Origin of the sequence: Streptococcus sp. 27098_8_73 (assembly GCF_041432495.1) — a bacterium.
Lineage (GTDB): Bacteria > Bacillota > Bacilli > Lactobacillales > Streptococcaceae > Streptococcus.
Genome location: NZ_JAPVZT010000006.1, coordinates 55,685 through 81,464, shown reverse-complemented (window position 1 = coordinate 81,464; position 25,780 = coordinate 55,685). Strand labels below are relative to the sequence as shown.

Annotated in this window: 19 protein-coding genes and 1 pseudogene; 8 read left to right on the top strand and 12 right to left on the bottom strand. The window is 45.5% G+C overall.

The window, feature by feature from the left end:
• Positions 1–89 precede the first annotated feature (89 nt).
• The 3 genes from metE to O3651_RS05635 all read left to right on the top strand — a co-directional run bounded on the left by metE (position 90) and on the right by O3651_RS05635 (position 6,520).
• On the top strand, positions 90–2,342 hold the full coding sequence (gene metE / locus O3651_RS05645) for a 5-methyltetrahydropteroyltriglutamate--homocysteine S-methyltransferase (protein ID WP_371609837.1): 2,253 nt from the start codon (positions 90–92) through the stop codon (positions 2,340–2,342).
• A gap of 103 nt (positions 2,343–2,445) precedes the next feature.
• Positions 2,446–3,324 (top strand): methylenetetrahydrofolate reductase [NAD(P)H], encoded by an 879-nt coding sequence (gene metF, locus O3651_RS05640; RefSeq protein ID WP_125371621.1) that lies wholly within the window; start codon positions 2,446–2,448, stop codon positions 3,322–3,324.
• A gap of 166 nt (positions 3,325–3,490) precedes the next feature.
• Complete coding sequence (locus O3651_RS05635) at positions 3,491–6,520, top strand: AAA family ATPase (protein ID WP_371609836.1); 3,030 nt, start codon at positions 3,491–3,493, stop codon at positions 6,518–6,520.
• A 78-nt stretch (positions 6,521–6,598) separates the two neighbouring features.
• Here O3651_RS05635 and hutG read toward each other — a convergent pair whose 3' ends face one another.
• The 8 genes from hutG to O3651_RS05595 all read right to left on the bottom strand — a co-directional run bounded on the left by hutG (position 6,599) and on the right by O3651_RS05595 (position 16,743).
• A complete protein-coding gene (gene hutG / locus O3651_RS05630; RefSeq protein WP_371609835.1) occupies positions 6,599–7,588 on the bottom strand; it encodes a formimidoylglutamase in 990 nt (329 codons plus the stop codon).
• Between the two features lie 141 nt (positions 7,589–7,729).
• The gene (hutH, locus tag O3651_RS05625) at positions 7,730–9,271 is read right to left on the bottom strand and encodes a histidine ammonia-lyase (RefSeq protein WP_371609834.1); all 1,542 of its coding nucleotides are present in this window, start codon (positions 9,269–9,271) and stop codon (positions 7,730–7,732) included.
• A 5-nt stretch (positions 9,272–9,276) separates the two neighbouring features.
• Positions 9,277–10,629: an APC family permease gene (locus O3651_RS05620; RefSeq protein ID WP_062123308.1), complete on the bottom strand. Its 1,353-nt coding sequence runs from the start codon at positions 10,627–10,629 to the stop codon at positions 9,277–9,279.
• A gap of 75 nt (positions 10,630–10,704) precedes the next feature.
• On the bottom strand, positions 10,705–11,304 hold the full coding sequence (locus O3651_RS05615) for a HutD family protein (RefSeq protein WP_045497975.1): 600 nt from the start codon (positions 11,302–11,304) through the stop codon (positions 10,705–10,707).
• A gap of 12 nt (positions 11,305–11,316) precedes the next feature.
• Positions 11,317–12,990, bottom strand: a complete 1,674-nt coding sequence (locus O3651_RS05610; protein WP_371609833.1) for a formate--tetrahydrofolate ligase — start codon at positions 12,988–12,990, stop codon at positions 11,317–11,319.
• 66 nt (positions 12,991–13,056) lie between these two features.
• Complete coding sequence (locus O3651_RS05605; RefSeq protein ID WP_371609832.1) at positions 13,057–13,683, bottom strand: cyclodeaminase/cyclohydrolase family protein; 627 nt, start codon at positions 13,681–13,683, stop codon at positions 13,057–13,059.
• A gap of 14 nt (positions 13,684–13,697) precedes the next feature.
• Positions 13,698–14,597 carry a glutamate formimidoyltransferase gene (gene ftcD / locus O3651_RS05600; protein WP_002903832.1) on the bottom strand — a complete coding sequence of 300 codons (900 nt, stop codon included), beginning with the start codon at positions 14,595–14,597 and terminating at the stop codon, positions 13,698–13,700.
• 115 nt (positions 14,598–14,712) lie between these two features.
• Positions 14,713–16,743 carry a urocanate hydratase gene (locus tag O3651_RS05595; RefSeq protein ID WP_371609831.1) on the bottom strand — a complete coding sequence of 677 codons (2,031 nt, stop codon included), beginning with the start codon at positions 16,741–16,743 and terminating at the stop codon, positions 14,713–14,715.
• A 196-nt stretch (positions 16,744–16,939) separates the two neighbouring features.
• On the opposite strand from O3651_RS05595, the gene hutI reads away from it, so the two are divergent.
• Positions 16,940–18,205 (top strand): imidazolonepropionase, encoded by a 1,266-nt coding sequence (gene hutI / locus O3651_RS05590; protein WP_371609830.1) that lies wholly within the window; start codon positions 16,940–16,942, stop codon positions 18,203–18,205.
• A 136-nt stretch (positions 18,206–18,341) separates the two neighbouring features.
• Here hutI and O3651_RS05585 read toward each other — a convergent pair whose 3' ends face one another.
• From O3651_RS05585 to sstT, 4 genes and pseudogenes are all read right to left on the bottom strand, one after another.
• Entirely contained in the window at positions 18,342–18,761 is a 420-nt protein-coding gene (locus tag O3651_RS05585) for a hypothetical protein (RefSeq protein ID WP_187421826.1), read from the bottom strand.
• Positions 18,742–19,650 (bottom strand): phosphodiester glycosidase family protein, encoded by a 909-nt coding sequence (locus tag O3651_RS05580; RefSeq protein ID WP_187421764.1) that lies wholly within the window; start codon positions 19,648–19,650, stop codon positions 18,742–18,744. Before O3651_RS05580 ends, O3651_RS05585 begins: the two co-directional genes overlap by 20 nt.
• The gene (locus O3651_RS05575; RefSeq protein WP_371609829.1) at positions 19,647–20,696 is read right to left on the bottom strand and encodes a GtrA family protein; all 1,050 of its coding nucleotides are present in this window, start codon (positions 20,694–20,696) and stop codon (positions 19,647–19,649) included. Before O3651_RS05575 ends, O3651_RS05580 begins: the two co-directional genes overlap by 4 nt.
• 323 nt (positions 20,697–21,019) lie before the next feature.
• Positions 21,020–22,238, bottom strand: a pseudogene (gene sstT, locus O3651_RS05570) (serine/threonine transporter SstT).
• Positions 22,239–22,401: 163 nt separating this feature from the next.
• Between sstT and O3651_RS05565 the strand changes: the two are divergent.
• The 4 genes from O3651_RS05565 to O3651_RS05550 all read left to right on the top strand — a co-directional run bounded on the left by O3651_RS05565 (position 22,402) and on the right by O3651_RS05550 (position 25,732).
• On the top strand, positions 22,402–23,274 hold the full coding sequence (locus tag O3651_RS05565; RefSeq protein ID WP_371609828.1) for a mechanosensitive ion channel family protein: 873 nt from the start codon (positions 22,402–22,404) through the stop codon (positions 23,272–23,274).
• A 318-nt stretch (positions 23,275–23,592) separates the two neighbouring features.
• Positions 23,593–24,492 carry a helix-turn-helix transcriptional regulator gene (locus tag O3651_RS05560; protein ID WP_371609827.1) on the top strand — a complete coding sequence of 300 codons (900 nt, stop codon included), beginning with the start codon at positions 23,593–23,595 and terminating at the stop codon, positions 24,490–24,492.
• A 61-nt stretch (positions 24,493–24,553) separates the two neighbouring features.
• Complete coding sequence (locus O3651_RS05555; protein WP_371609826.1) at positions 24,554–25,168, top strand: GyrI-like domain-containing protein; 615 nt, start codon at positions 24,554–24,556, stop codon at positions 25,166–25,168.
• A gap of 12 nt (positions 25,169–25,180) precedes the next feature.
• The gene (locus O3651_RS05550; protein WP_371609825.1) at positions 25,181–25,732 is read left to right on the top strand and encodes a ClbS/DfsB family four-helix bundle protein; all 552 of its coding nucleotides are present in this window, start codon (positions 25,181–25,183) and stop codon (positions 25,730–25,732) included.
• Positions 25,733–25,780 lie beyond the last annotated feature (48 nt).

The window sequence follows — 25,780 nt, the reverse complement described above, 5'->3', positions numbered from 1 at the left end:
AAACTATATCAAACTCTGGGAAATTCCAATTATACAGAGGGCGGATTTTCTGTTAAGATAGTTTCAACAACAAATTTTGGAGGACGTTTATGTCAACGACTATCATTGGTTTCCCTCGTTTGGGTGAATTCCGCGAATTAAAATTTACAACTGAAAAATACTTTAGAAATGAAATCTCAGCAGACGAACTTTTGGCAGCAGCGAAAGACTTGCGTGCGAAACACTGGAACATTGTCAAAGAAAAAGGCATCACTGAAATCCCATCAAATGACTTTTCTCACTATGACAACTTCCTAGATGCAGCTTTCCTTTTCAACGTGGTGCCTGCTTCAGTTCAAAACTTGGACTTGACTGACCTTGAGCGCTACTTTGCTTTAGCGCGTGGTTACCAAGGTGAAAAAGGGGATGTTCGTGCCCTTCCGATGAAGAAATGGTTCAACACCAACTACCACTACATCGTTCCTAAATTTGAAAAAGATACTCAAGTCAAACTTGCAGGTCACAAGATCTTTGATGAGTTCCAAGAAGCCAAAGAACTTGGTCTTAACACTCGTCCAGTCCTTGTAGGACCATTCACTTTCCTTCAATTGTCAGACTTTGAAGAAGGTGTGAAAGCAGAAGACTTCGTAGATAGCTTTGTAGCTGCCTACCAAGAAGTTTTTGCAAAATTAGCAGCCCTTGGTGCGACTCGCATCCAATTGGATGAAGCGGCTCTTGTAAAAGATTTGACTGCTGAAGAAAAAGCCCTCTTCTTGAACCTCTACAACAAGCTTTTGGCTGACAAGAAGGGTCTTGAAGTCTTGCTTCAAACTTACTTTGGTGACGTTCGTGACGTCTATGCTGACCTTGTTAACTTGCCAGTAGACGCTATCGGTCTGGACTTTGTTGAAGGTAAGAAAACTCTTGAATTGGTTAAAGGTGGCTTCCCAGCTGACAAGACTCTTTATGCAGGTATCGTCAATGGTAAAAACATCTGGCGCAACAACTACGAAAAGAGCTTGGCTGTTCTTGAGCAAATCCCAGCTGAAAACATCGTATTGACAAGCTCATGCTCGCTGCTCCATGTGCCATTTACAACTGCTAATGAAGAATTTGAACCAGCAATCTTGAACCACTTTGCTTTTGCAGTTGAGAAATTAGATGAAATCCGTGACTTGGATGCTATACGCAATGGTCAAGGTGCAGAAGCACTTGCTGCTAACAAAGCTCTCTTTGCGACTGAGCGTGTGGGTGAAAATGCGGAACTTCGTGCGCGTATCGCTGGTTTGACAGACGCAGACTACACTCGTTTGCCAGCCTTTGCAGAACGTGAAGCTATCCAAGAAGAAGCTTTCAAACTTCCAGCCCTTCCAACAACAACGATCGGTTCATTCCCTCAAACCAAGGAAGTCCGTGCTAAACGTTTGGCCTTCCGTAAGGGTGAATTGACTCAAGAAGAATACGATGCCTTCCTTGCTGAAACTATCGACGAATGGATCAAATGGCAAGAAGAAGTTGGATTTGACGTGCTGGTGCACGGTGAGTTCGAGCGTAACGACATGGTTGAGTACTTCGGTCAAAACTTGTCAGGTTACCTCTTCTCTAAAAATGGTTGGGTACAATCCTACGGTATGCGTGGGGTGAAACCACCAATCATCTGGGGTGATGTCACTCGTCTCAACCCAATCACTGTGAAATGGTCTAGCTATGCACAAAGCCGTACAGACAAACCTGTTAAGGGCATGCTGACTGGTCCTGTTACCATCCTCAACTGGTCATTCCCACGTGAAGACATCTCTATCAAGGACTCAACTCTTCAAATCGCTCTTGCCATCAAGGATGAAGTGCTTGACCTTGAAGCTGCAGGTGTGAAAATCATTCAAATCGACGAAGCTGCTCTCCGTGAGAAATTGCCACTCCGTCGTAGCGACTGGTATGAAGACTACCTTGACTGGGCTATTCCTGCCTTCCGCTTGGTACACTCAACAGTAGCACCAGATACACAAATCCACACTCACATGTGTTACTCAGAATTTACAGATATCATCCCAGCTATTGACAATATGGATGCGGACGTTATTTCCTTTGAAGCAAGCCGTTCAAACCTTGAAATCTTGGACGAACTCAAAGCGAAAAACTTCCAAACAGAAGTGGGACCTGGGGTTTACGATATCCACTCACCTCGTGTGCCAAATGAAGGTGAAATCGATCACACAATCGATGCTATTCTTGCTAAAGTTCCAAGCAAGAAAGTTTGGATCAACCCTGACTGTGGTTTGAAAACACGTGGTATACCAGAAACAAAAGAAAGCTTGATCCGCCTTGTCGAAGCGGCTAAAGCAGCTAGACAAAAACTGAATTAATATTATTTCTACATTTAAACTCAGCTCTGATAAACCTGCAACAAAGCTGTTTGCAGGTTTGTTATAGGCTGCTAGTTAGTAGATTGAAAGGAATTTTATCTCTATGGTGAATCGCCAAACTCCTAGTCTCTCATTTGAAGTATTTCCTCCTAATCCGGCAGTAGGCAATGATAAGATTTTTCAGGCGTTGAGGGAGATGCAAGATCTGGCTCCCCACTTTATCAGTGTGACTGCCAGCAATAATAAATTTGATATTGAGGAGACAACGGTTCGTTTGGCTGAGTTCATCTCCAATGACCTTGAGATTCCAACGATTGCCCATTTGCCAGCTGTTTATCTAACCAAGGAAATGGTGTCCAATATCTTGCAGGCTCTGGATCGTGTTGGGGTCAATCAGATTTTGGCTTTGCGGGGAGATATTTTTCCAGATGTGGCGCCTAAGGATGATTTTAAATATGCGACTGATTTAATTGAGTATATCAAGACAGAGGCACCACATTTTGACATCATTGGTGCCTGCTATCCAGAGGGTCACCCAGACTCACCAAACCAGATCTCAGATATTCAGAATCTAAAGAAAAAGGTTGATGCGGGCTGCTCTAGTCTTGTCACTCAGCTCTTCTTTGACAATGAACGCTTCTATGATTTCCAAGATAAGTGTACCTTGGCAGGAATTGATGTTCCGATTCATGCAGGTATCATGCCTATTCTGAATCGAAACCAAGCGCTTCGTCTTTTGAAAACATGTGAGAATATTCATCTTCCGCGCAAATTCAAGGCTATTCTGGATAAGTATGAACATGATCCAGAATCCCTGAGGACAGCTGGTTTAGCCTATGCGGTGGATCAAATTGTTGATTTGGTGACCCATGATGTAGCAGGGATCCATCTCTATACGATGAATAATGCGGCAACAGCTTACCATATCTATAAGGCGACCCATGCGCTCTTTAACCATACCCCATCCGTTCAATCTTTTTAAGATGAATGAAGAAACCACTAATCAGATTCATTTGCTGTTTAGTGGTTTTTGTTTATAGATTTTGATCATTTAGAAGCTGATAAATGATAGAGTCGTTCTTTTCTTGCTTGCTAAAATGTCTTATTTTGTTTATATTAGTTTTATAAGCTTTCTTGGAGGCGTTTACATGACCGAAAATCGTTTGAAGTTGAAATTGTTGGGAAGTCCAAGTGCCTTTCTCAATAAAGAGGAAGTCTTTTTTCCTTTTGCTAAAATCAATGCTTTGCTCTATTATCTCCATATCAATGGAACAGTCAATCGGGAGGAGATTGCAGGAATCCTCTGGGAAAACAAGGATAATCAGATCGCCAAAAAGAATTTGCGGAATACCATTTATCAGGCTAACAAGCTATTGGGTGGAGAATGGATTGTCGCTCCCAACCGTACTGTGCTATCGCTTAATCCCGAGTGTGCGATTGAAAGTGATGTAGAAATTTTCACGGACCATCCAGCAGAGCATCTGTCGCTCTATCAGGGTGATTTTCTGCAGGGCTTCTATCTCAAGGACAGTGAAGCCTTTGACTATTGGGTGTCCAGGATGCGGACGCGATATGAGCAGCTCTATATCCAGGCTTGTTACCAAAAGTTGGAAAAAGATCCATCGAATTTGGAGGAATCAGAGCGAAATCTGCGCCGTATGATCAGCATCGATGAGTTTGATGAAAAGAATTATCATCTGCTTATGAAGCTTTATCAGGAGAATGATCGACCTGGTAAGGTGATTGAGACTTATTATAAATTGGTCAATCTCTTGGACAAGGAATTGGGGATTAGTCCCAATGAAGCAATTCAACAGCTGTATCATGAAGTGATGGCCAAGGATCGCAGTGAGCGTAAGATCAAGCAATTTTTACGTAATACAGACCACTTCTTTGGCCGAGTGGGTGAAATCAAGCGTTTGGAATCTTATTTTTCTAAGATTATAGAGAGGCAAGAACCTCGTGCGCTGCTCTTAGTCGGTGGTACTGGTATCGGTAAACGGACAGTGACTCGACAGGTACTGGCTAATCAGACTAAGTATTTCCAGATTGTTATGGCAGAGTGCTTCAAGGAAGAAATGACGGTCGGATTGCAGCCTTGGCGCAGTCTGCTAGATGGCTTGGGCGACTTAGTCATTCAGCATCAGATCCTTTCGACCAGCCAGTGGCAGGTTATTTTGGATAGTTATTTTCCGATGATGACAAGTGAAGCTTCGGATCTTGAGCTAAATACAGATCGTCTGGCTCGGTTTGTGCTGGATATTTTGCAAAAGATTTCTAAGAAAAAGGCTCTGGTGATCTTAGTTGAGGACTGTCACTGGATGGATGAGCCTAGTGTGGCTGTTTTAGAACAGGTTATGAACCATTTGAGGGATTATCCAGTAGCCTTTGTATTGACCAAGCATCTGAGTACGCCACCTTATCTTGGACGTTTTTTCAATCACTTGTTGCTTCGTAGTCAGCTAGACTGCATTGAACTGCAGCCGCTGGATTTTAAGGCAAGTGTGGCGTATTTACAGGCCCAGATTGGACAGTTAGTCATATCTGAAGAACGGCTTGAGGCTATTTATCGGGTCAGTCAGGGCATTCCTTTCTTTCTATCGGAGTATGCGGAACAGCTTCTGCGAGGTGAGAAATTCCAGCCATTGACCTCAGCTATTAAAGCAAAACTATCTCTGAAATTAGGCTATTTGAGCAGCCAGGAGGAGGAATTGGTTGACTGTCTGGCTTGCTTTAGTTCCCCTGCTTCGGTAGCGCTCTTAGCTCAGTTGCTAGGCCTATCTGTGGAAGAAGTGGTTGAAATTGCGGAAGGATTTGGGCAAAAACAGCTTTTAATAGAAGAGGAACAGGAGGAATTGGTTTTACGATTCAGCCAGGAACTTTTGCGGATTTATGCTTATGAGCGATTACCACTTGCCAAGAAGCGAATGCTACATCACCAGATTGCCCAAGGCATGGAAGACCAGCTGGGAGCCTCTCTTTATCATGCTCAGCTGCTCAATGAAATCGCCTATCACTACAAGATGTCCAAACAACCGATTAAGTCTTTGGAGTATAAGCTGCATTATCTCGAGGCCACCTTGCAGTTTCATCATGAGCTCTTTCCCATTTATTCGCGGGAGTTTGTCTTTATTGAAAAGACGGATGACAGCAATCAGTCCGCAATTTTGGACCAATTTGATCGTATCCGTAGGGAAATAGAAGGCTTAGAAAGAAAACACCAGAATCACAAAGATTTTCAGCTATTGCTTCTCCGCTTCCTCTATCTGGAAGGGCGCTATGCTATCCGGACGGGGAATTACCAGCAGGGAATGGACAATATCCAGCAGGTGATTGCTTCTGCTAAAGAGCTGCAGCAGATGGAGTTTCTCCTAGAAGGCTATCGGCAGATGATCTACTATTGCATCCAGACGGAGAATATTCCTGAGATGCGCTACTATACGGAGTTGGCTCTGGATGCTTCGGTCCAGGCCAATAATCACGAAGCTATTGCAATGAATCTTCGACTTAAGGGGCTTTATCATCTCATGATTGGAGATGAGGAGCAGTCGCTCCGTCATCTCTACCAGTCTATCGATTGCTTTAGTTTGACGGCTTCGTTGCGCTCAAAGTATTCGATTCAGATTGCGGCAGCTCTAGATTATCTGGCAGAGATTGAGCAGATTCGTGGGAATTTCAAGACAGCGCTAGCTCATCAGAAAGAGGCGATTGAGCTGACGGAAAATAAAACAGCAGAGCCTTCGATTTTTGCTTTCTATATAGGCTTGGGGCTGACTTATTATCAGCTAAAAGATTATGAACAGGCGGAGCGAATCTTGCTGAAAGCGAAAGCAGCCTTGAAGTCGCTTAGCTTTCCTTGGAAGGAGACCCAGCTGGAAGTTTATTTGGCCTTGATTGGTTGCGAGAAGGGGGATTACCAGTCGGTGCTTGATCTGCTGCGGAAAAAGGAAAGCCTCATCAGTCGCTATGGCAATCCGCGGGACAAGGGCTTGATCTACTATCTGATGGCTGTGATCAAGTATCGCCAGCTGGCTGGCAGCTTGCAAGAAGCTGGTTTTGAAAATTTATTAGCTCAGGACTTTGAAACTTATTATGAAACAGCCAAAAGCCAGCTCAATCCTTATCGTGACCGCCACCAGCTAAAGGAATTAGAAAACTTACGTCGAACCTTGTCTTAAGAATTGAACACAAATAAAAGAGGATGAAAGCAATGTTCATCCTCTTTTGATGTTTGTAATGAAGTTTTTAAATGCCCATCAGTCATGTACTTGTGCCCAGATTTGGGTTAGGTAAAAGACAAAGCTGGCTGCTAGGTTGGCCGTGTGGTTATCTATATCGTGGGGTGGAGAGACTTCGACGATGTCAAAGCCAATTAGCTTGCCTGATGCTGCGATGTGCTGGAAGACCAGCACAGCCAGATTGGGATCCACACCGAGCGACTGGATGGCACTGACACCAGGAGCAGCGCCAGCTGCAAAGCAGTCAATATCAATGGTTAAATAGACCTGCTCCTTGTCGGAAAGAAAAGCATCAACTACCTTGCAGACTTCCTTGTGACCCATTTGGTAAATGTCCATTCCAGTCAGGAACTGGATAGCCTTGGATTTTGCTACAAAGTCAAAGAGAAAGAGATTGTTATTATGCTCCTGAATCCCTAGGATGAGGTAGTTAAAGATCTGTTTCTGAGCTAAGGTATCATCAAACATTTGACGAAAACCGGTACCGGAGTTGGGGCCCGTCTGATCGTAGGGGCGTAGGTCAAAATGGGCATCCATATTGATCACAGCTAAGTTTTGGTTAGGATTTAGTGACGACTTGAGACCTAGATAGTTGCCGTAGGCTGTTTCGTGACCGCCGCCTAGAACGATGGGTCGGAGATTAAGCTCTCGCAGGAGTTTGACTGCTCGCGCCAAGCTTTGCTGCAGTTGTTCCAGAGAGCGGTTAGGACCGTCGATATCGCCAACGTCAAAGACGCGAACGTTTCTACCTAGATGCCAAGGAAGCTTGGCCAGCTGAGTTCGGATGGCTTGAGGGCCCTCAACTGCGCCCACTCGGCCGTTATTGATATAGACACCCTTGTCGCTCTTGAAGCCAATCAGGGCAAAGTTCACCCCTTCAAAAGGAGTTAGGCTAGGATCATTTAAGTCCAGAAACTCAATGACCATGCCCCACTTAGCAGTATATAGATTGTCCTCTGGACCTCGCTGATAGTAACGGTTGTCTAGCTGATAGTAATCTTCTAACATAATTTTGTCCTTTTTGATAACGATAGTTGCGACTTTATTATAAGAGTTTCCGCTAAGCCTGTCAATGGCTTTTGGCGGGAAAAGAAGCCCAGCTGCATGAGAGCGGGCTTCTTAGGTTAACTTTTTACAGAGTCATCAGCTTTAGAACTGAATGCTCAAGTCCACAGCCTTTTCAACGGCTGCTAGGAATTCATCGCTCTCAATCAGCTCAGAAGCCTTGTTGAGCTCTTCGTAGATTTCGATATCCTTATCAAACTCGATAAAGCGGACATGCTGACGGAAGAGGTCGTAGGCTGGCTTGGTCCCTTTGCCCAGTTCATGGTTTTCTGGTTTCAGATCCAGAGCTTGGCAGGCTGCCATGATTTCTGTTGCTACGATGCGGCGAGAATTCTTGAGAATCTCAGCTGCCTTGCGTGCTGCAGTAGTTCCCATGCTGACAAAGTCTTCTTGGTTCTCACAAGATGGGATAGAGTCTACGCTGGCTGGATGAGACAGAACTTTGTTTTCAGAAGCAAGCGAAGCACAAGCATACTGGGTAATCATAAAGCCAGAGTTGAGTCCTGGGTGTTTGACCAAGAAGGATGGTAGCTTGCTCAGTTGGCTGTTGACCAGACGTTCTACACGACGCTCGGATACATTACCGATTTCAGAAATAGCGATGCCGAGGAAGTCAAATGGCTGAGCCATTGGTTCACCGTGGAAGTTACCGCCTGAGATGACATGACCTTCCTTGGTGATGATAGGGTTGTCTGTAACAGAGTTGATTTCAATCTCTACCTTGGTCTTAACATAAGCGATAGAGTCCTTGCTGGCACCATGAATCTGCGGAATACAACGCAGGGTATAAGGGTCTTGGACCCGTTGTTGAGTAGCTACGGTCGTATTGCCACTGCCTTCCAGAAGGTTGCGGATATTGCGTGCTGTAGCCAGCTGTCCGCTTTGAGGACGGATGGTATGCAGGTCTTCTTCAAATGGACTGGTAATACCATTGTGGACCTCCATGGAAAGGGCGCCAGCGACATCTGACAATTTAAGCAGCTGGATGGCATCGTAGGTAGCCAGAGCTCCGATACCTGTCAGGACAGTCGTTCCGTTAATCAGCGCCAGCCCTTCCTTGGCTGCTAGAGCAATTTTCTCAATACCAGCCTTGTCCAAAGCTTCTTGGCCAGAGAACAGTTGACCTTGATAGTAAGCGTGGCCCAGTCCTAGCATAGGAAGCACCATGTGAGCCAGCGGTGCCAAGTCGCCAGAGGCACCGAGAGAGCCTTTTTCTGGAATAAATGGCACGACGCCTTTATTGAGCAATTCTAGAAGTTTTTCGACAGTAGAGAGACGGATACCAGAATAGCCCTTGACTAGAGAATTAATCCGAATTAACATGATAGCACGAACTGCATCTTCAGGAAGAGGATCGCCAAATCCTGAAGCATGGGTGCGAATCAAGTTTTCCTGCAGTTGAGTTGTATCTTCTGGCGAGATGCTGACATTGCAGAGGGAGCCAAAGCCAGTCGTAACACCGTAGACTACCCGCTTTTCGCGGACGATGTCATCTACGATTTTACGGGAAGCTTCTACAGCTTTCTTAGATTCTTGGTCAATTTCACAGGTGGCTCCATGACGAGCTACTGCAATGACATCTTCTAAAGTAAGGTGTTCGCCATCCAAATTGATTACATGTGTCATAAGATTCATTCTCCTTTTTGTTCAAGAACTTTATTTTTACAAATCAGTACTATGTAGATATAGTAGACTGCGCTGGCGACAAGGACACCGATGAGACCATAGACATAGTTCATTGGATTTTCACCCCAAATCATGACGAGGCTGACTAGAACTGCCAAAATTGGAATGACTGGACCAAATGGAACGCGGAAGACCACTTTTTTATCTGGATATTTCTTTCTCAATACCAATACGGCTAGAGCAGTTGGGATGTATTGGAAGAAGCGGAAGACTACGCTGAGAGCCGCTAATACTTCAAATGTTCCTGTAAAGAGTAGGGCGATGGACAAAAGTCCAGAGATAATAATGGCAATTACAGGGGCGTTTTTAGCGTTGGTTTCAGCGATTTTTTTAGGTAACAAGCCTTCATCTGCAATGGCTGCACCATAACGTGGGACCATGATAGATTCCCCGATGTTAAGTCCAGCAATAGAGATCAGCGCTCCGATAGAAACAATCCATGCTCCAGCAGGGCCAATCATTTCGACAAAGGCGTCTTGCACAGAGGCATCTGTTTGTAGGATTCGGCTACCTAGCATGGCGATAGTTCCTGCGATAATCAGCATATAGAGAACTGATACAATACTGATAGAGCCCAAAATAGCCCGAGGCACATTCTTTTCTGGGTTGCGCATTTCACCAGCAACGATAGACATGGTTTCAAAACCGATGAAACCGTAGAAGATATAGATAGCTGTACTAGAGATGGCTTTCATGATATCTACGCCAGGTTCTAGCTGAACAAACGGAGTGAAGTTTCCTTTGTCAATTCCTCCTTTGATGAAGAAAATCGCACATAGACTGAAAGCAACAATTGGGATGAGCTTGGCTACGGTTGCGGTCAAGGTGAACATTTTAGAAGTCTTAAGACCTGAGATATTCATCAGACTGAGTAGGATAATCAGGCTCACACTGAGTAGAAGTTCATAGGGGGCAAAGGATTTAAAAGTAATGACAAAAAGTCTCGCAAATCCTGCTGCCATTGCTGACCAAGCGATGATGGTAACCGCCCAGCCTAGGAAGCCAACATTAAATCCGACAAAGTCCCCAAAGGCTGCTTTGGAATATTGGAAGGCTCCGCCGTTTTTATTAAAATAACCAGCAGTTTCTGCCAAGCAGACGGCTAATAGAATAACGAGGAGGGCAGTTCCCAGCATGACAGCTAGAGAAGCAGGACCCAGTCCTTTATAAATCTTTTGAGGCAGGAGGAAAATTCCTGAACCGATAACAGCATTGATACCATAGAGAGTAGCGCCAGAAAAGCTGAATTTCGCATTTTCTCGCTCTTGTTCTTGTGCAGTGAGTTTAGTCGCATTCATAATAATGTTTCTCCTTTAGAGATGTGGGATCCTTTCCAAGTAAAGATAGAACGATGATAGGGCATCCTTGTATCTTTACTTAGTAGGGATGTGGGTCAAACCAGCCCATATAGCAAGGGGAGCACCCTTTGGCTGGTTACTCGAAAACATTATTTGTAGCTCAGTTTCCTGAGTCTCTTTTTCCACTATCAGAAGTTGCCCTGTCTCTAGATTAAGCGATGGCAGATCTGTTCCTGTCACCATCAGATCACTCAAGGCGTAGATAAATTGAATTGCTTCATCTTGACTAAGCTCTTGTCCATCCGATATGGCAATCATCTGTCCCTGATAATGGTCGCTGTAGATTAAGTTAAAGTCGGTACAAGTCCCACGACTTGTGATAGAATCACTCCCTTCGAAAAAATAGGGGGTGAAGGGAGCTAGAACCGTTTCCTCCTGCCGACTGGCATTGTGGAGATGAAGTGTGTGGTCCAGGCTCATGAGAATGCGGTGAAAGCCGCTGAGGTCAGAAAACTGACTTTCAGCCAACTCCACAGTCGCTGTTGAGAGCCGATAGTCAAAGTCACGCTTGCTATAGTGGCCAGTTGGCGGGGAAAGATAAAGTTGCTTCGTCTTTCCCCCTGACCAATCGGAAACTTGAAAATCGTTTGATTTTAGAAGGGTTACATTTGTCATTTTTGGTATTTATTAGAAAAAACCGCTGATATTGCCGTCTTTGTCAACATCAATCTTTTCGCTGGCTGGCACCTTAGGCAGTCCTGGCATGGTCATGATCGCACCAGTCAGAGCAACGATAAAGCCTGCACCAGCAGAAACTTTGAGCTGGCTGATCGTCACGACAAAGTCTTTAGGTGCGCCCAGTTTTTTAGCATCGTCTGAGAAGGAGTACTGAGTCTTAGCCATACAGATAGGATAGTTGGAGAAGCCCAGCTCTTCCAGCTGTTTGAGCTCGCGTTTAGCAGCAGGAGTCAGGCGAACGCCCTTGCCTCCATAGACCTTGGTAACGATCTTGTTCAACTTGATCTCAATGGAGTCCTCTTCATTATATACAAATTGGAAGTGATTGTCTCCTTCGGCCAGTTCAACGACTTTTTCAGCCAACTCTTTACCGCCGGCTCCGCCATTTGCCCAGACGTCGGAAATCACTACGTCAACGCCGCGCTTTTGGCAGGCGTCATAAACTGCTTGCAATTCTGCTTCGGTATCCAGCGGGAATTTATTGATGGCAACGACTGCTGGCAGGCCATAAACATCTTGAATGTTTTCCAGATGTTTTTCCAAGTTTGGCAAACCATCCACAACAGCTTGGACATTTTCTTCAGCCAGATCGCTCTTAGCCACACCACCATGCATCTTGAGAGCGCGGATAGTAGCAACCAGAACTACAGCTGCTGGACGAAGTCCAGATGTACGACACTTGATATCAATGAATTTTTCAGCACCGAGGTCAGCACCGAAACCAGCTTCTGTGACTGCATAGTCGGCATATTTGAGAGCCAGCTTGGTAGCTAGGACACTGTTACAGCCATGGGCAATGTTGGCAAAAGGTCCACCGTGAATCAAGGCTGGTGTATGTTCCAGGGTTTGAACCAAGTTTGGATGGATGGCGTCTTTGAGCACAGCAGCCATAGCGCCACCAGCTTTCAAGTCCTTGGCAGTTACTGGCTTACCTTCAAAGCTGTAGCCAATGATAATCTTTTCCAAACGGTTCTTGAGGTCAGTGATATTTTCTGACAGACAGAGAATAGCCATAACCTCAGAAGCAACTGTAATGTCAAAACCATCTTCACGCGGAACACCGTTGACCTTGCCCTGCAAGCCATCCACAATGTGGCGAAGTTGCCGGTCATTCATATCCACTGCCCGCTTCCAAGTGATGCGGCGAGAGTCGATGCCTAAGGCATTGCCATGGTGAATGTGGTTATCAATGAGGGCCGCCAGCAGGTTGTTGGCAACACCGATGGCATGAAAGTCACCAGTGAAGTGGAGGTTGATGTCCTCCATGGGCACAACTTGAGCGTGTCCACCACCAGCAGCTCCGCCCTTGATACCAAAGACAGGTCCGAGAGAAGGCTCCCGCAGAGCGATAACGGCTTTTTTACCGATAGCAGCCAAAGCATCGACCAATCCGACAGAAGTCGTGGTCTTACCTTCTCCAGCTGGTGTTGGAGAAATAGCTGTCACGAGAATCAGTTTGCCGTCTGGCTTGTCTTTTAAGCCTTCCAGTTGGCCGGCACTGATTTTTGCCTTGTAATTTCCATAAAGAGACAAGGCGTCTTCAGCAATTCCTAGCTTTTCTGCCACCTCTTTAATGGGCTTCATTTGAACTGAATTGGCAATTTCAATATCTGATAAAACCATATTGTTACCTCTTGAGAAGAGGAAGTCCATTCACAGGAAAGAGTGAGCTTCTCTTCCGTTTATTTGTTAGACAACTTTCAAAATTTCTTGATAAATTTCATCTGCAAGAGCGCAGCCTTTTTGCAGGAGTTCTTCACCTTTGCTGCGGTAGTCTGCGACGAATGCTTCATCCTTGACGCCCGAGAGGTTGATGAGGACATTGAGCCAAGCTCCTTGCAGGCCAGCCTTAAGGTTGAAAGCTGCGACTCCCAGGTCGCTTGCTGCGTTGGTATTGGACTTGCCGACAGCCTTTTGAGTTGTTTGCAGGGCAGCCAAGATGTCTTCCATCATGCCATAAGGTGACTTGGTCGCTTCCTTGAGGGCTTGCTGCATAGCTTCCCGACGGGCAGCCTTGTCTTCCTCTGTCTCCTTAGGCATATCAAAGACGGCGGAGACTAGATTGAATGCTTCAGTGTCCTTGTCAATAGCTACGAGTAGGCTTTCTTGCAGGCGTGCACTTTCTGCGTGCACTTGAGCAATTTCTGCTTCAAATTCTGCGTATTTTTTCTTGCCAAGGGTCAATTCACAGACCATCTTAGTCAGGGAAATACCGTTGGCTGCTGAAAGAGCAGCGGCAGAGCCGCCTCCTGGTGCAGGAGCATCTGAGCCTAGGACTTGGGCAAATTCTGTCAAACTTAAATCTACTAATTTCATAGGTTTCTGTCCTCCTAGCCTAGCAAATGGTTTTCCAGAACTTGCTTGCCATAGTCAAAGTCTTCAATTTGCAGATAGTATTCTGCTGCGTCAATCAAAGCCTTGGCTGGCGCTAAACCAATGACTTCTGAGCCGAGGATTCCAACTCCGTAGCGCTTGGCTTCAAAGCGAACAGTTTCAAAGACGCGATAGAGTGGGAATTTTTCTAGATTGACCATGTTGATAGAAACCTGAGCAATGTTGCGGTCTTCCAGCATAACGCCAATCGCTTTACAGTACTTGTAGCCACCGCTTGATCCACGGATGATTTTGGCAATATTGTTGGCAATTTCCAGATTGTCTGTATCCAAGTTGATATTGTAGGCGATGAGCGGCATTCTAGCACCGACAGCAGTGACACCAGCAGTTGGGTGAATCTTTCTTTCACCGTAGTCAGGCGCCCAGTCAGGCTCCAAGAGTTTTTCAGGCATGCCTTCAAACTGTCCTTTACGAACCTTAGCCAAGTTCTTACGCTCTGGACGAGTCGCTGCATCTTCATAGAGGAAGATAGGGATACCGAGTTCACGATTGATCCGCTCAGATACGGTCTTCGCAATTTCTACGCATTCCTCACTTGTGATGTCCTTGATCGGTACAAAAGGCAGGACATCAGTTGCGCCCATGCGAGGGTGTTCCCCTTGGTGCTTGGTCAAGTCAATATTTTCAGAAGCGTATTTTACCAAACGGAAAGCAACTTCCTGAATGTTTTGGTCATCACCGACCAAGGTAAAGACGCTGCGGTTGTGGCTGGCATCAGAAGAGTGGTCCAAAAGTGTTACGCCTGGCACGCTCTTAGCTACTTCCACTAGACCGTCAATGACCGCTTGGTTGCGGCCTTCAGAAAAGTTAGGAATACATTCAACAATTTTTGCCATAAGATATTACCTCGTGTTATATATTATTAAAAATTACAAAGTGGATAAAGTGGAACTTCCAGCTGAGCTAGGTGAGAGGCCTAGCTCAGTTTAGAAGTTGGGGGACAAGTTTTTTCTATTCGAACAATTTCTTAACAGATTCTTTGACCAAATCTTCGTCAGTTAAGTATGGAATGGTGATGTGATCTGTGCCTTGGTGGAGACGGTTGTACTCGATAGCTGTCTCAATAGCATGCTCATTACGTGCCCAGTTACGACGTGCAACTCCGCCGATTGTATCCCAAGCGATAGCTGATTTGATGATTTCATCAATGCGTTCACTACCGTCTAATACCAAGCCAAAGCCACCGTTGATTGCTTTACCGATACCAGTTCCGCCGCCGTTGTGGAGAGCTACCAGACTCATACCACGAGCGGCATTACCAGCGTAACATTGCACAGCCATGTCGCAGGTAACATTAGAACCGTCCTTGATATTAGAAGTTTCACGGAATGGAGAGTCAGTACCAGATACGTCGTGGTGGTCACGGCCGATCATGACAGGACCAATCTTGCCTTCGCGTACTAATTCATTGAATTTGAGGGCGATATTGACACGACCCATACAGTCTTGGTAGAGAATCCGAGCTTGGGTTCCAACAACCAGCTGGTTCTTTTCTGCATCTCGGATCCAGTTGTAGTTGTCGCGGTCTTGGTAGCGGCGGTTAGGGTCAATCACTTCCATAGCTGCATGGTCGGTAGCGACTAGGTCTTCGTGTTTACCGCTCAGACATACCCAACGGAAAGGACCATAACCATAGTCAAAGAGCATTGGGCCCATGATATCTTCTACATAAGATGGCCAAATGAAGCCGTCTTTATCGTCAAAGCCATTCTTAGAAATTTCCTTGATGCCAGAGTCATAGACTGCCTTCATAAAGGCATTACCGTAGTCAAAGAAGTAGGTGCCGTTGTTAGTCAAGGTCTTGATCGCCTTGAAGTGACGTTCCAAGGTTTGGTCAACCAACCTAACAAAGGTTTCCTTGTCTTCAGCTAGGAGGCGAGTCCGCTCATCAAAGCTGATACCAGCTGGACAGTAGCCGCCGTCGTAAACATTGTGGCAAGAAGTTTGGTCAGAAAGCAGATCTACATGGATATTGTTCTCGTTGACGTATTCCAAGAGGTCTACGATGTTACCATGATAGGCAATAGAAGTTGATTCGCCAGCTTCCAGAGCTTTTTGAGCCAAGTCGATAGCTTCTTTTGGACTTTCAGCCAATTGGCTAATCCAGCCTTGGGAGTGGCGAGTTTCAATCCGAGATTGGTCTACTTCAGCTACGATTGCCACAGCTTTAGCAATTTCGGCCGCTTTCCCTTGAGCTCCACTCATGCCACCCAGACCAGAAGAGATAAAGAGTTTGCCAGTCAGGTCGCCGTCATCAGCTACGCCTAGTTTCAAGCGTCCAGCATTGAGGAGAGTGTTGAAAGTACCATGGACGATGCCTTGAGGGCCGATGTACATCCAGCCACCTGCTGTCATTTGACCATAGTTGGTCACGCCCATTTCTTCTGCAATTTCCCAGTCCTTCATATTGTCATATTCACCGACCAAGAGGCCATTAGTGATGATAACACGAGGTGCTTCTGGTTTGGATTTGAAGAGTCCAAGTGGATGGCCAGATTCTACGACCAGGGTTTGATGGTCTGTCATGACTTCCAAGTATTTCTTGATCAGGTTGTACTGCATCCAGTTAGCGCAGACAGATCCAGTTTCTCCGTAGGTAACCAATTCATAAGGATAAAGGGCGATTTCAAAGCTCAGGTTGTTGTCAATCATGACCTGCATAGCTTTGGCTGCGGTACAGTTTCCTTTATATTCATCAATTGGTTTACCGTAGATGCGTTCTTTTGGACGCCAGCGGTAGCCATAAATCCGTCCGCGAGTTTTCAGCTCTTCCAGAAATTCTGGAATCACTTCCTCATGAAATCTCTTTGGAATATAGCGAAGGGCATTTTTTAAAGCAATTTCGGTTTGAGCTTGAGTCAAACGGAAGCCCCGGTCAGGTGCTCGGCGGATGCCTTCTTGGAAAACTGTTTTTTCAGGCAGTACATCGTCTAATTTGACGGTCATTGCTGCTGCAATATCTTGTTCGCTGTAGAATGACATGTTTAATTCCTCCTTGTAAAATAACTTAAGATTTGACCTTATTTTATAACAGCGCCGTCAGTACAAAGTCAAGAAAATATTTCTAAAGATAAAAAATATCAATATATCTAATATATATTGGTTTTTGACTATAATTTGACGATAGTGTATTATGATGAAAAGTAAATAAGTTGGAAAATGAAATGGAGGAACAAGCATGACTGCTGATTTACTATTAACTCACTTTAATCAAGTCTTCTGCCCCAAGGATCTCGGGCATCCCCTTTTTGGCGAGGAAATGAAGGAAGCTCAGGTTTTGGAAGCCGGCTACATTGCAGTCAAAGACGGCAAAATCCTAGCAGTTGGCAGTGGAGAGCCAGATGCCAGTCTGGTTGGACCAGATACTAAGATTCAGTCTTATGAGGGCAAGATTGCTACACCTGGCTTGATCGACTGTCACACTCACTTGGTCTACGGTGGCAGCCGGGAACATGAATTTGCTAAGAAATTAGCCGGAGTCCCTTATCTGGAAATTCTTGCCCAAGGCGGCGGTATTCTCAGTACAGTCCGAGCAACGCGAGAAGCTTCTTTTGACACTCTCTATGATAAGTCTAAGAGACTGCTGGACTATATGCTGCTGCATGGGGTGACGACTGTTGAGGCCAAGAGTGGCTATGGTCTGGACTGGGAAACAGAGAAGCGCCAGCTAGATGTCGTTGGGGCTTTGGACCGTGACCACGATATTGATTTGGTTTCGACCTTTATGGCTGCCCACGCCGTTCCACCAGAATACAAGGGACGTTCTCAGGAATATCTGGAGCTTATCGTCGAGGAAATGCTGCCTCGGGTAAAAGCAGAAAACCTAGCTGAATTCTGTGATATTTTCTGTGAAAAAGGCGTCTTTACAGCTGATGAGTCGCGCTACTTACTTTCTAAGGCTAAGGAAATGGGCTTCAAGCTTCGTATCCATGCTGATGAGATCGAGTCTATCGGCGGAGTAGATGTAGCAGCTGAGCTAGGAGCAACGAGTGCAGAGCACTTGATGGTAGCGACCGATGAGGGCATTCGTAAGATGGCAGAAGCCAAGGTTATCGGCAATCTCCTGCCAGCTACTACTTTCAGTCTGATGGAAGATACCTATGCACCAGCCCGCAAGATGCTGGAAGCTGGTATGGCCATCACCCTGACCACCGACAGCAATCCTGGCTCTTGTCCAACAGCTAACCTGCAGTTCGTCATGCAGCTGGGCTGCTTTATGATGCGCCTGACACCAGTGGAAGTTCTCAACGCTGTAACCATCAATGCGGCCTACTCAGTTAACCGTCAAGATAAGATTGGCAGCTTTGATACTGGTAAGCAGGCGGACATTACCATTCTAGACGCTAAGAATATCGACTATCCACTTTATTTCTTTGCGACTAACCTGACCCATCAGGTCTACAAGGCTGGAAAACTGGTCGTCGATCAAGGTAGAATCGTCTAATTTTACAAGTCAGTCCCATTTCCATGTGATAGCAAAGATTTTCTTAGAAGTTCTATTGTTGATTATAAAAAAGCAGATTTGTGTTCAAGAAAAGGTCGTGGCTTAAACACCACGACCTTTCTGTTTTTTTATGAGATTAGGATATTGAGCTGGTCTCTTTATTTACCCACACACTGCGCGTAAAGACCATGGAGAATAGTGCCAGAGCTACAAAGCCTGCTCCTAGGTACCAGTAGGGCATATCCAGTGTCGTGGAGCGGCCAGATAGATTGACAATGCCACGGAAGAGCATACCTGCTGTCATAGTGGCTACAGCTGAGTTCCAGAGGTTAAGGCTGAGCCGAGAGAGATTAGGAATGATCTTCATAAAGAGCAGGAGGAGGCTGCCCCCAACGAGAGGAAGAGCAAAGAGATAGTGCATGTGGACAGATGTTTCCCCGAAGCTGAAGGATTCATAGATTCTGCTGAAAGCAAAGAAGAAAATCGTTAGCAGGATGTAGGAAACAGCTGTTTTTTTGAAACGTTTTTTGCTGGGATTAGTAACCGATGTAGACAATGTCACTCACCGCCCTTTCTGAGATATTTCCGTTGGTGGTAGGTTTGTTGATGACCTGACCGTTGAAGTACATAGTGGACGAGCCACCGCCGTCAAGGTTGTAGGCAGTCTTGACGCCATAAGATTTCATGACTTCAGCCATTTCATAGAGGGAAAGTCCCTGACTTTCTGAAGTGCGTCCGTCTGAAACGATGATGATATAGTGGTTTTCATCAATGATACCGATAGCTGTCCGTGGATTGGAAGCCATGGACTGGCCGACTTCGGACTTGGTATTCACGACAATCTCACCATTTTCTACGAGGGCTGGGCCGAAGGCTAGGAGATTGACCACCCCATCTTTGACCAGCTGATCGGCAGAGACTTCATTTTCGTAAATGATTTTAAAGGAGCCGTCTTTGTAAATGGCCAAGTCCCCATTACTGGCGTCCTCTCGGACGGTATCACGGTAGACAACACCATTGCGGATGACATAGCCGGTAGAATTGGCACCGTAGTAGTCGCCGTTAATTGCTAGGATGGCTTTGTTATTAGCCGCTGTTTCTGAAGTCTTGGCCGTGACATTGGTTCCGTAGGTGTTGTTGGCAAGAGCTGTTTTCAAATATTCGGCGGAGCTGACGGTCACATCAGCGATGTAGACTTGGGTATTGTTGACGGTCTTTTCAGTCAGCGTAATCGAGATGTTGTCGTCTGAATAGCTGGTATCTGTCACTGTGGCTGTTTCAGCAGCCTTGCTGGCAGCCTCGGCATTGGACGTCGAAGCAGTATTGGAGACTGTGGAAATAGTTTCAGCAATGACGAAGGTTTTCAGCATGGAGTAGCTGAAGGAAGCTGTCAGAAGTAGGCCAAAAATCGAGGCGTAGGCATAGCCTTTCTTTAAAAATTTCATGATGCAGTGTGTGTCCTTTCCTTAAAAATGAATCTCTTTTGTACCATCCAAGAGACGGTGAAAAGCAGCAGTCCGACGATGATCTTGGCAAGCAGAAGATTGAGCCCAAAGACAGCGTAGAAGAGGCGAATCAGCAGTGTGTCTAGGATAAAGAGGGCTAGAGCTAGGCTGAAATAGCCAGTTCCTGTCTTGAGAATGCTGTCGTCGTTCTTAAAGACCAGCTTTTTATTGGTCGAATAGTTAAAGACCGAGCTGGTCACGCGGGCAATCCCGTTAGCTAAAAGAATTCTCAGGCTGGTCGGCACAGCAGCTAAAAACAAGAGAGCCAGTGCATAGACCATGTAGTCCACGATGAAGCTGCTGAGAGAGGTCAGGGCAAATTTAAAGATATTTTTATAAATCATGAGCCCATCCCGAATCGGCCGGAAGTGCGAGCCTTGATTATCATTGATATAAACCGTCTCAATGGGCACTTCCAAAATGGGATATTCCTTGCTGGCTTCTAGGAGCATGTTCATTTCATACTCATAGCGCTGGCCCTCTACCTTCAGCATAAATGGAATCATGTTGGTCGTAAAGGCTCGTAAGCCTGTTTGCGTATCGGAGACCCCCACCCCAGTCTGGAGCTTGAAGAGAGTCCGAGTCAGGCTGTTGCCGAAGCGGCTGCGCAGAGGCACCTTGCCAGTAAAGGCGCGTGCTCCCAGAATCAGCTGATTGGGATTTTTAGCAGCCTTGGTTGCCACGCGGAAAATATCCCAGACCTTGTGCTGGCCATCCGCATCCGCTGTGATGACGGTTCCGTATTGACCCAGAGATTGGATGTAGGTGAAGGCAGTTTTCAATGCTTGTCCTTTGCCTTGATTGTTTTCGTGATGGAGGACAGTCGCATATTGTTCAGCCTTTTCAAAGACTGTCTGGCGCTTGGCTGAGCTACCGTCATCGATAACAATGATATGAAAATCACTCTTGCTCTGAATTTTTTGAATCAGTTTAATCAAATTATAATCGGGCTCGTAAGCTGGAATCACTAGATAGTCCATATCCATACCTCTTTCTTAGATGATGTGTAGAAAGTATACAGATTGCGGCTTAAAGCTAGCTGATATCAGTTATCTTTAAGAAAAAGTTAAATCATCTTTAAGGAAAGAGTGAGGAAAGTATCTCGTAGGACAAAATAAAAAACTGAGAGTGGGACAGAAATCGGTAATTCGTTAGAATTCGATTTCGTTGTCCCACCTCCGCACAGTTGAGTAGGGCTGTAAAAGCTGATGGAATCAGCGTAGTAGAGCCCACTCAACCACTGCGTCTTGCTCGACAATCCAAAGATAATTGAGAGGCTAGGACTTTTGTCCCAGCCTCAGAGCTTTGTTTAATAACGTTTTTCTTTGGGCCAGGTGCTCATTTCAGCAACAGCTGTAAAAAGCACGTCTGTGGATGAGTTGAGGGCAGTTTCGCAAGAGTCTTGGATGACACCGATGACAAAGCCAACGCTGACGACTTGCATAGCCAGATCATTTGGGATACTAAAGAGGCTACAAGCCACAGGAATCAGGAGAAGCGAGCCTCCAGCCACTCCAGAAGCCCCGCAGGCGGAAATGGCTGCAACGACGCTAAGCACCAGTGCTGTTCCGAAGTCCACTTGGATACCCAGTGTATTGGCCGCTGCAAGGGTGAGCGTGTTGATTGTCACCGCTGCTCCCGCCATGTTGATAGTTGAGCCGAGTGGGATAGAGAGCGAGTAGGTTTCAGGATTGAGGCCCAAATCCCGACACAGTTTCATATTAACAGGGATATTGGCAGCCGAACTGCGAGTGAAAAAGGCGGTGACGCCACTGACTTTTAAGCAACGCCAAACCAGTGGATAAGGATTTTTCCGAAGCATAATGAAGACAATCAAGGGGTTAACGACCAGCGCAACAAGAGCCATGGAACCTAGTAATAGGAGAAGGAGCATGCCGTAGCTCTTAAGTGCCTCAAATCCTTTGCCAGAAATGGTCGTGTACACCAGTCCTAAAATACCAAAGGGGGCTAGATTGATAATCCATTCGACAATCTTCGAAGTAATATCTGCCAGTGTTTTCAAGAGTTCTTTACTTTGCTGACTTGTTTCTCGCATGGCCACCCCGAAGACAACTGCCCAAGACAGAATACCGATATAATTGGCCTTGGTCAGGGCGTTGATTGGATTATCGACAAGGTTGAGGAGGAGATTGCTCAGAACTTGGCCGATGCCTTCTGGGGGACTAACTTCCGAGCTAGCTGCGGTCAGCTCGATGGTCACAGGGAAAATATAATTGGCAAGGACAGCGACAAGGGCAGCCGCAAAAGTCCCGATTAGATAGAGGATAATGACGGTTTTTATATTGCTCTTCTGCCCCCTTTTGGTGCTGAGAGAGGGCATTGGCAACGAGGGTAAAAATGAGCAGTGGTGCGATAGCTTTCAGACCGCCGACAAAGATTTGACCAAGGAGGCTAATGGCGCTGGCTTGTGGAAAGATGAGGGCCAGCAGGGCGCCTGTAACTATCCCAATAGAAATCCGTTTGATAAGATTGGCGCGATTCCAAGCAGAAAGAATTCGATGAAATATAGTAGATCTCTTTCTAAAATAAACTGCTTTCCATTATACGCTAGAGGTCGTATAAAATCAATGTTTTTTAGTATTCGCTATGCAGAATAAGGCTGCTTTGATGCCTATCTGTCGCCCTTTGTGGTATAATGAATAAGATTTTTGTATCTCATAGGAGGAAAGAATGACAGCTAATGGGAATGTTTTTACGCGCTATTTCCAGCAATTCAACTGGTCAGCTATTCTGGATGATGTATTTTCAAAATTCGTCTCTTTGGTCTTTTTGTGTTTACTATTTTGGGTGGCTAAGAAAATTCTCCATCTTTTTGTGACTAGACTGATTGCGCCGTCTTTGAAATTATCACGGCAGGATGTCGCTCGGCAAAAGACCATTACACGTCTGATTGAGAATTTGCTCAATTATGCTCTTTATTTTCTCTTGTTCTACTGGATTTTATCCATTTTGGGTATGCCGGTCTCAAGTCTTTTGGCTGGGGCAGGGATTGCCGGCGTAGCCATTGGGATGGGAGCGCAGGGCTTTCTGTCCGACTTGGTCAACGGTTTCTTTATTCTCTTAGAGCGTCAATTGGATGTAGGGGACAATGTTCGCTTGACCAATGGTGCTATCAAGATCGCAGGAACGGTTGTCAGTGTTGGGATTCGGACTACGCAGGTACGCGATGCGGACGGAACTCTTCACTTTGTGCCCAATCGAAATATCACCGTTGTCAGCAATCTTTCTCGTGGTGATATGCGGGTTTTGATTGATATTCCTATCTATGCCGAGACGGATTTGGATGAGATCTATCGGATTATCGCTGCTGTCAATCAGGAAGCCGTGCCTGAACATCCAGAAGTTTTGAAGGAACCTGATATTCTGGGACCGCAAATGACTGCGAGCGGCCAGTTTTATTTTCGAATTAGTCTAATCGTTGCAAGCGGTATGCAAGCGAGTCTGTATCATATTTTCTATAAGCTCTACCATGAAGCCCTGCTAAAAGAGGGGGTGGCTTTGCCAACATTTGCCCCTGTCGCAGGAAATAGTGGCAAAGTTTAGTAGTGGTCATGAGAATAATATCTATCGAAAATAAGGTTTCTAATTACTAAAAGAGGCTGGGACGAAAGTCCTAGCCTCTCAATTGTCTTTGGATTGTCGAGCAAGACGCAGTGGTTGAGTGGGCTCTACTACGCTGATTTCATCAGCTTTTACAGCCCTACTCAACTGTGCGGAGGTGGGACGACGAAATCGAATTCTAACGAATTACCGATTTCTGTCCCACTCTCTTTTTCATTTTAGCTTATCCTGGGTCTAACCTGCCTAAATATGACATGCTATGGCAAGTATTGTATAATAGGGAGAGGAGAAGGAGTAGGCATGCAGAATAATCGACTATTTCGGATATTGTACTATATTTTGGAGAGAGGGAAAGTGACTGCAACGGAGCTAGCAGAGAAATTCGAAGTTTCGGTTCGGACTATTTATCGAGATGTGGATTCTCTTAGCAGCGCTGGGATTCCGATTTATACCACGCAAGGAAAAGGTGGCGGTATAGAAATCGCAGAGGATTATGTCTTGCGGAAGTCCTTGCTGACAGCAGAGGAGAAAGAGCAGATCATGGCGGCTCTGCAAGGTCTGGACAGCATCAGCCAGCTTTACCAGAGTGACCTACTTACAAAGCTTTCGGCGCTATTTCAAATCAAAAATCCCAACTGGATCGAAATTGATTTTAATCACTGGCAAAACGATAAAGCATATGAAGCTACCTTTCATCAACTAAAAACTGCGATTCTAGGTAAGCACCTTGTTTCTTTTTCTTACTTTGCTAGTGACGAGCGGGAGACAAGCCGTCGTGTTAAGCCTATACGCTTGTTGTTTAGAAATCAGAGTTGGTATCTTTATGCTTTTTGCCTCTTGCGACAGGAATTCAGGTATTTTAAGCTATCTAGGATGAAAAATTTGGAGCGGCTGGAGGAGAGATTTGAGGACAGCTTTGAAGATGTCGTCTTGGAAAAAGAACTGACCTATGAAAATACCATTAAACTGACAGTCAAGTTTGATCGCAAAGTGGCCTTCAGGGTTTATGATGAACTAAGCGGAGACATTCGGACAGATGCCGAAGGAAATTTATATACAGAAATCGAAATTCCCAACGATCACCGTTTGTACAGTTATATCCTGTCCTTTGGAGACGCTGTGGAGGTCTTAGATCCGCCCGAAATCCGATTGAAAATGAATGAAATGCTTTCTAGGCTGGTAGAAAAATATAAAACTTGACATAGGGTGTCAGGTATCTTCTTGTATACTAATAGATAAGAAGAGAAAAGGAGGCAGCAAGATGAAATATGAATGGAGAAAGAGTGAGAAATGCTTTTATGGAGCCAAGCAAAAGCCAGAGCTGGTAGAGGTGCCAAGTCAACAGTTCATTGTGATCGAAGGAGCGGGCGATCCCAATGAAGCGGATTTCTCCGAGCGGGTATCTGCCCTTTATTCACTGGCCTATCCCATAAAAATGCTCTTTAAATCCATGATGAAAGATGAGGCGGAGGACAAGGTGAAGGATTTCACAGTTTATCCTTTGGAGGGGATATGGGAAAAAGCTGCTGTGGAAGGCTTCGATAAAAGTCAGCTTCGCTATCAGCTCATGATTCAGCAGCCTAATGTCATCGATCAGGATATATTTGCGGCAGCCCTTGAGAATGTCCGCAAGAAAAAGCCTCATCCTCTCTATGAAGACATTTGTTTGCAGAGATTGCCAGAGGAGCGGGCCATTCAGGTTTTACACGTAGGAAGTTATGACAGTGAGCCGGCCTCTTTTGAGAAAATGGACGAGCTAGCAATCAGCTTGGGACTCGAAAGATGCGACCAAGTTCACAGAGAGATTTACTTGAGCAACAAAAATAGGACACCAGAAGAAAAGTTGAAAACCATCTTAAGGTATTCCGTCAGATAGGAGGAATTTGTCATGCCAAGACCTACAACAAAAAACGATTTACTGGCTGTTGCTACAGAAAATTTTGAAAAACTCAATCTGCTCATTTCGAACATGACAGCAGAAGAGTTGGCGAGGCCCTTTGATTTTTCAAAGGATGAGAAAAAGAAAGAAGCTCACTGGAAGCGCGACCGGAACCTGAGGGATGTCTTAATCCATCTTTATGAATGGCACCAACTGCTACTTAACTGGGTGCAGGCCAATCAAAGGGGAGAAGAGAAGACTTTTCTGCCAGCTCCCTACAATTGGAGAACGTATGGTGAGATGAATGCCGCATTTTGGGAAAAGCACCAGCAGACCTCTCTTGAGGAGGCAAGTTCTTTGCTGGCTAGTTCGCATAGAGCTGTCCTGGACCTAGCCGCAACCTTAACCAATGAAGAATTGTTTTCCAAGGGAGTTTATAAATGGACGGGCGGAACGACCTTGGGTTCTTATTTTGTCAGCTCTACATCCAGCCACTATGATTGGGCTATGAAAAAGCTTAAAGCTCATCAAAAGAATTGTAAAAGGAATCCTGTCCAATAAAGTTTTCTAGGACTTGAGACTGATTTTTAGCACTCTTGCAAAAAGAGT

Coding starts and splice junctions, on each gene's coding strand:
- ftcD (WP_002903832.1), bottom strand. CDS start 14,597: ATGGCAAAAATTGTTGAATGTATTCCTAACTTTTCTGAAGGCCGCAAC.
- O3651_RS05620 (WP_062123308.1), bottom strand. CDS start 10,629: ATGAATGCGACTAAACTCACTGCACAAGAACAAGAGCGAGAAAATGCG.
- O3651_RS05580 (WP_187421764.1), bottom strand. CDS start 19,650: ATGAAATTTTTAAAGAAAGGCTATGCCTACGCCTCGATTTTTGGCCTA.
- O3651_RS05565 (WP_371609828.1), top strand. CDS start 22,402: ATGACAGCTAATGGGAATGTTTTTACGCGCTATTTCCAGCAATTCAAC.
- metE (WP_371609837.1), top strand. CDS start 90: ATGTCAACGACTATCATTGGTTTCCCTCGTTTGGGTGAATTCCGCGAA.
- O3651_RS05560 (WP_371609827.1), top strand. CDS start 23,593: ATGCAGAATAATCGACTATTTCGGATATTGTACTATATTTTGGAGAGA.
- O3651_RS05595 (WP_371609831.1), bottom strand. CDS start 16,743: ATGTCATTCTACAGCGAACAAGATATTGCAGCAGCAATGACCGTCAAA.
- metF (WP_125371621.1), top strand. CDS start 2,446: ATGGTGAATCGCCAAACTCCTAGTCTCTCATTTGAAGTATTTCCTCCT.
- hutH (WP_371609834.1), bottom strand. CDS start 9,271: ATGACACATGTAATCAATTTGGATGGCGAACACCTTACTTTAGAAGAT.
- O3651_RS05555 (WP_371609826.1), top strand. CDS start 24,554: ATGAAATATGAATGGAGAAAGAGTGAGAAATGCTTTTATGGAGCCAAG.
- O3651_RS05550 (WP_371609825.1), top strand. CDS start 25,181: ATGCCAAGACCTACAACAAAAAACGATTTACTGGCTGTTGCTACAGAA.
- O3651_RS05575 (WP_371609829.1), bottom strand. CDS start 20,696: ATGGATATGGACTATCTAGTGATTCCAGCTTACGAGCCCGATTATAAT.
- O3651_RS05635 (WP_371609836.1), top strand. CDS start 3,491: ATGACCGAAAATCGTTTGAAGTTGAAATTGTTGGGAAGTCCAAGTGCC.
- hutG (WP_371609835.1), bottom strand. CDS start 7,588: ATGTTAGAAGATTACTATCAGCTAGACAACCGTTACTATCAGCGAGGT.
- O3651_RS05605 (WP_371609832.1), bottom strand. CDS start 13,683: ATGAAATTAGTAGATTTAAGTTTGACAGAATTTGCCCAAGTCCTAGGC.
- O3651_RS05610 (WP_371609833.1), bottom strand. CDS start 12,990: ATGGTTTTATCAGATATTGAAATTGCCAATTCAGTTCAAATGAAGCCC.
- O3651_RS05615 (WP_045497975.1), bottom strand. CDS start 11,304: ATGACAAATGTAACCCTTCTAAAATCAAACGATTTTCAAGTTTCCGAT.
- hutI (WP_371609830.1), top strand. CDS start 16,940: ATGACTGCTGATTTACTATTAACTCACTTTAATCAAGTCTTCTGCCCC.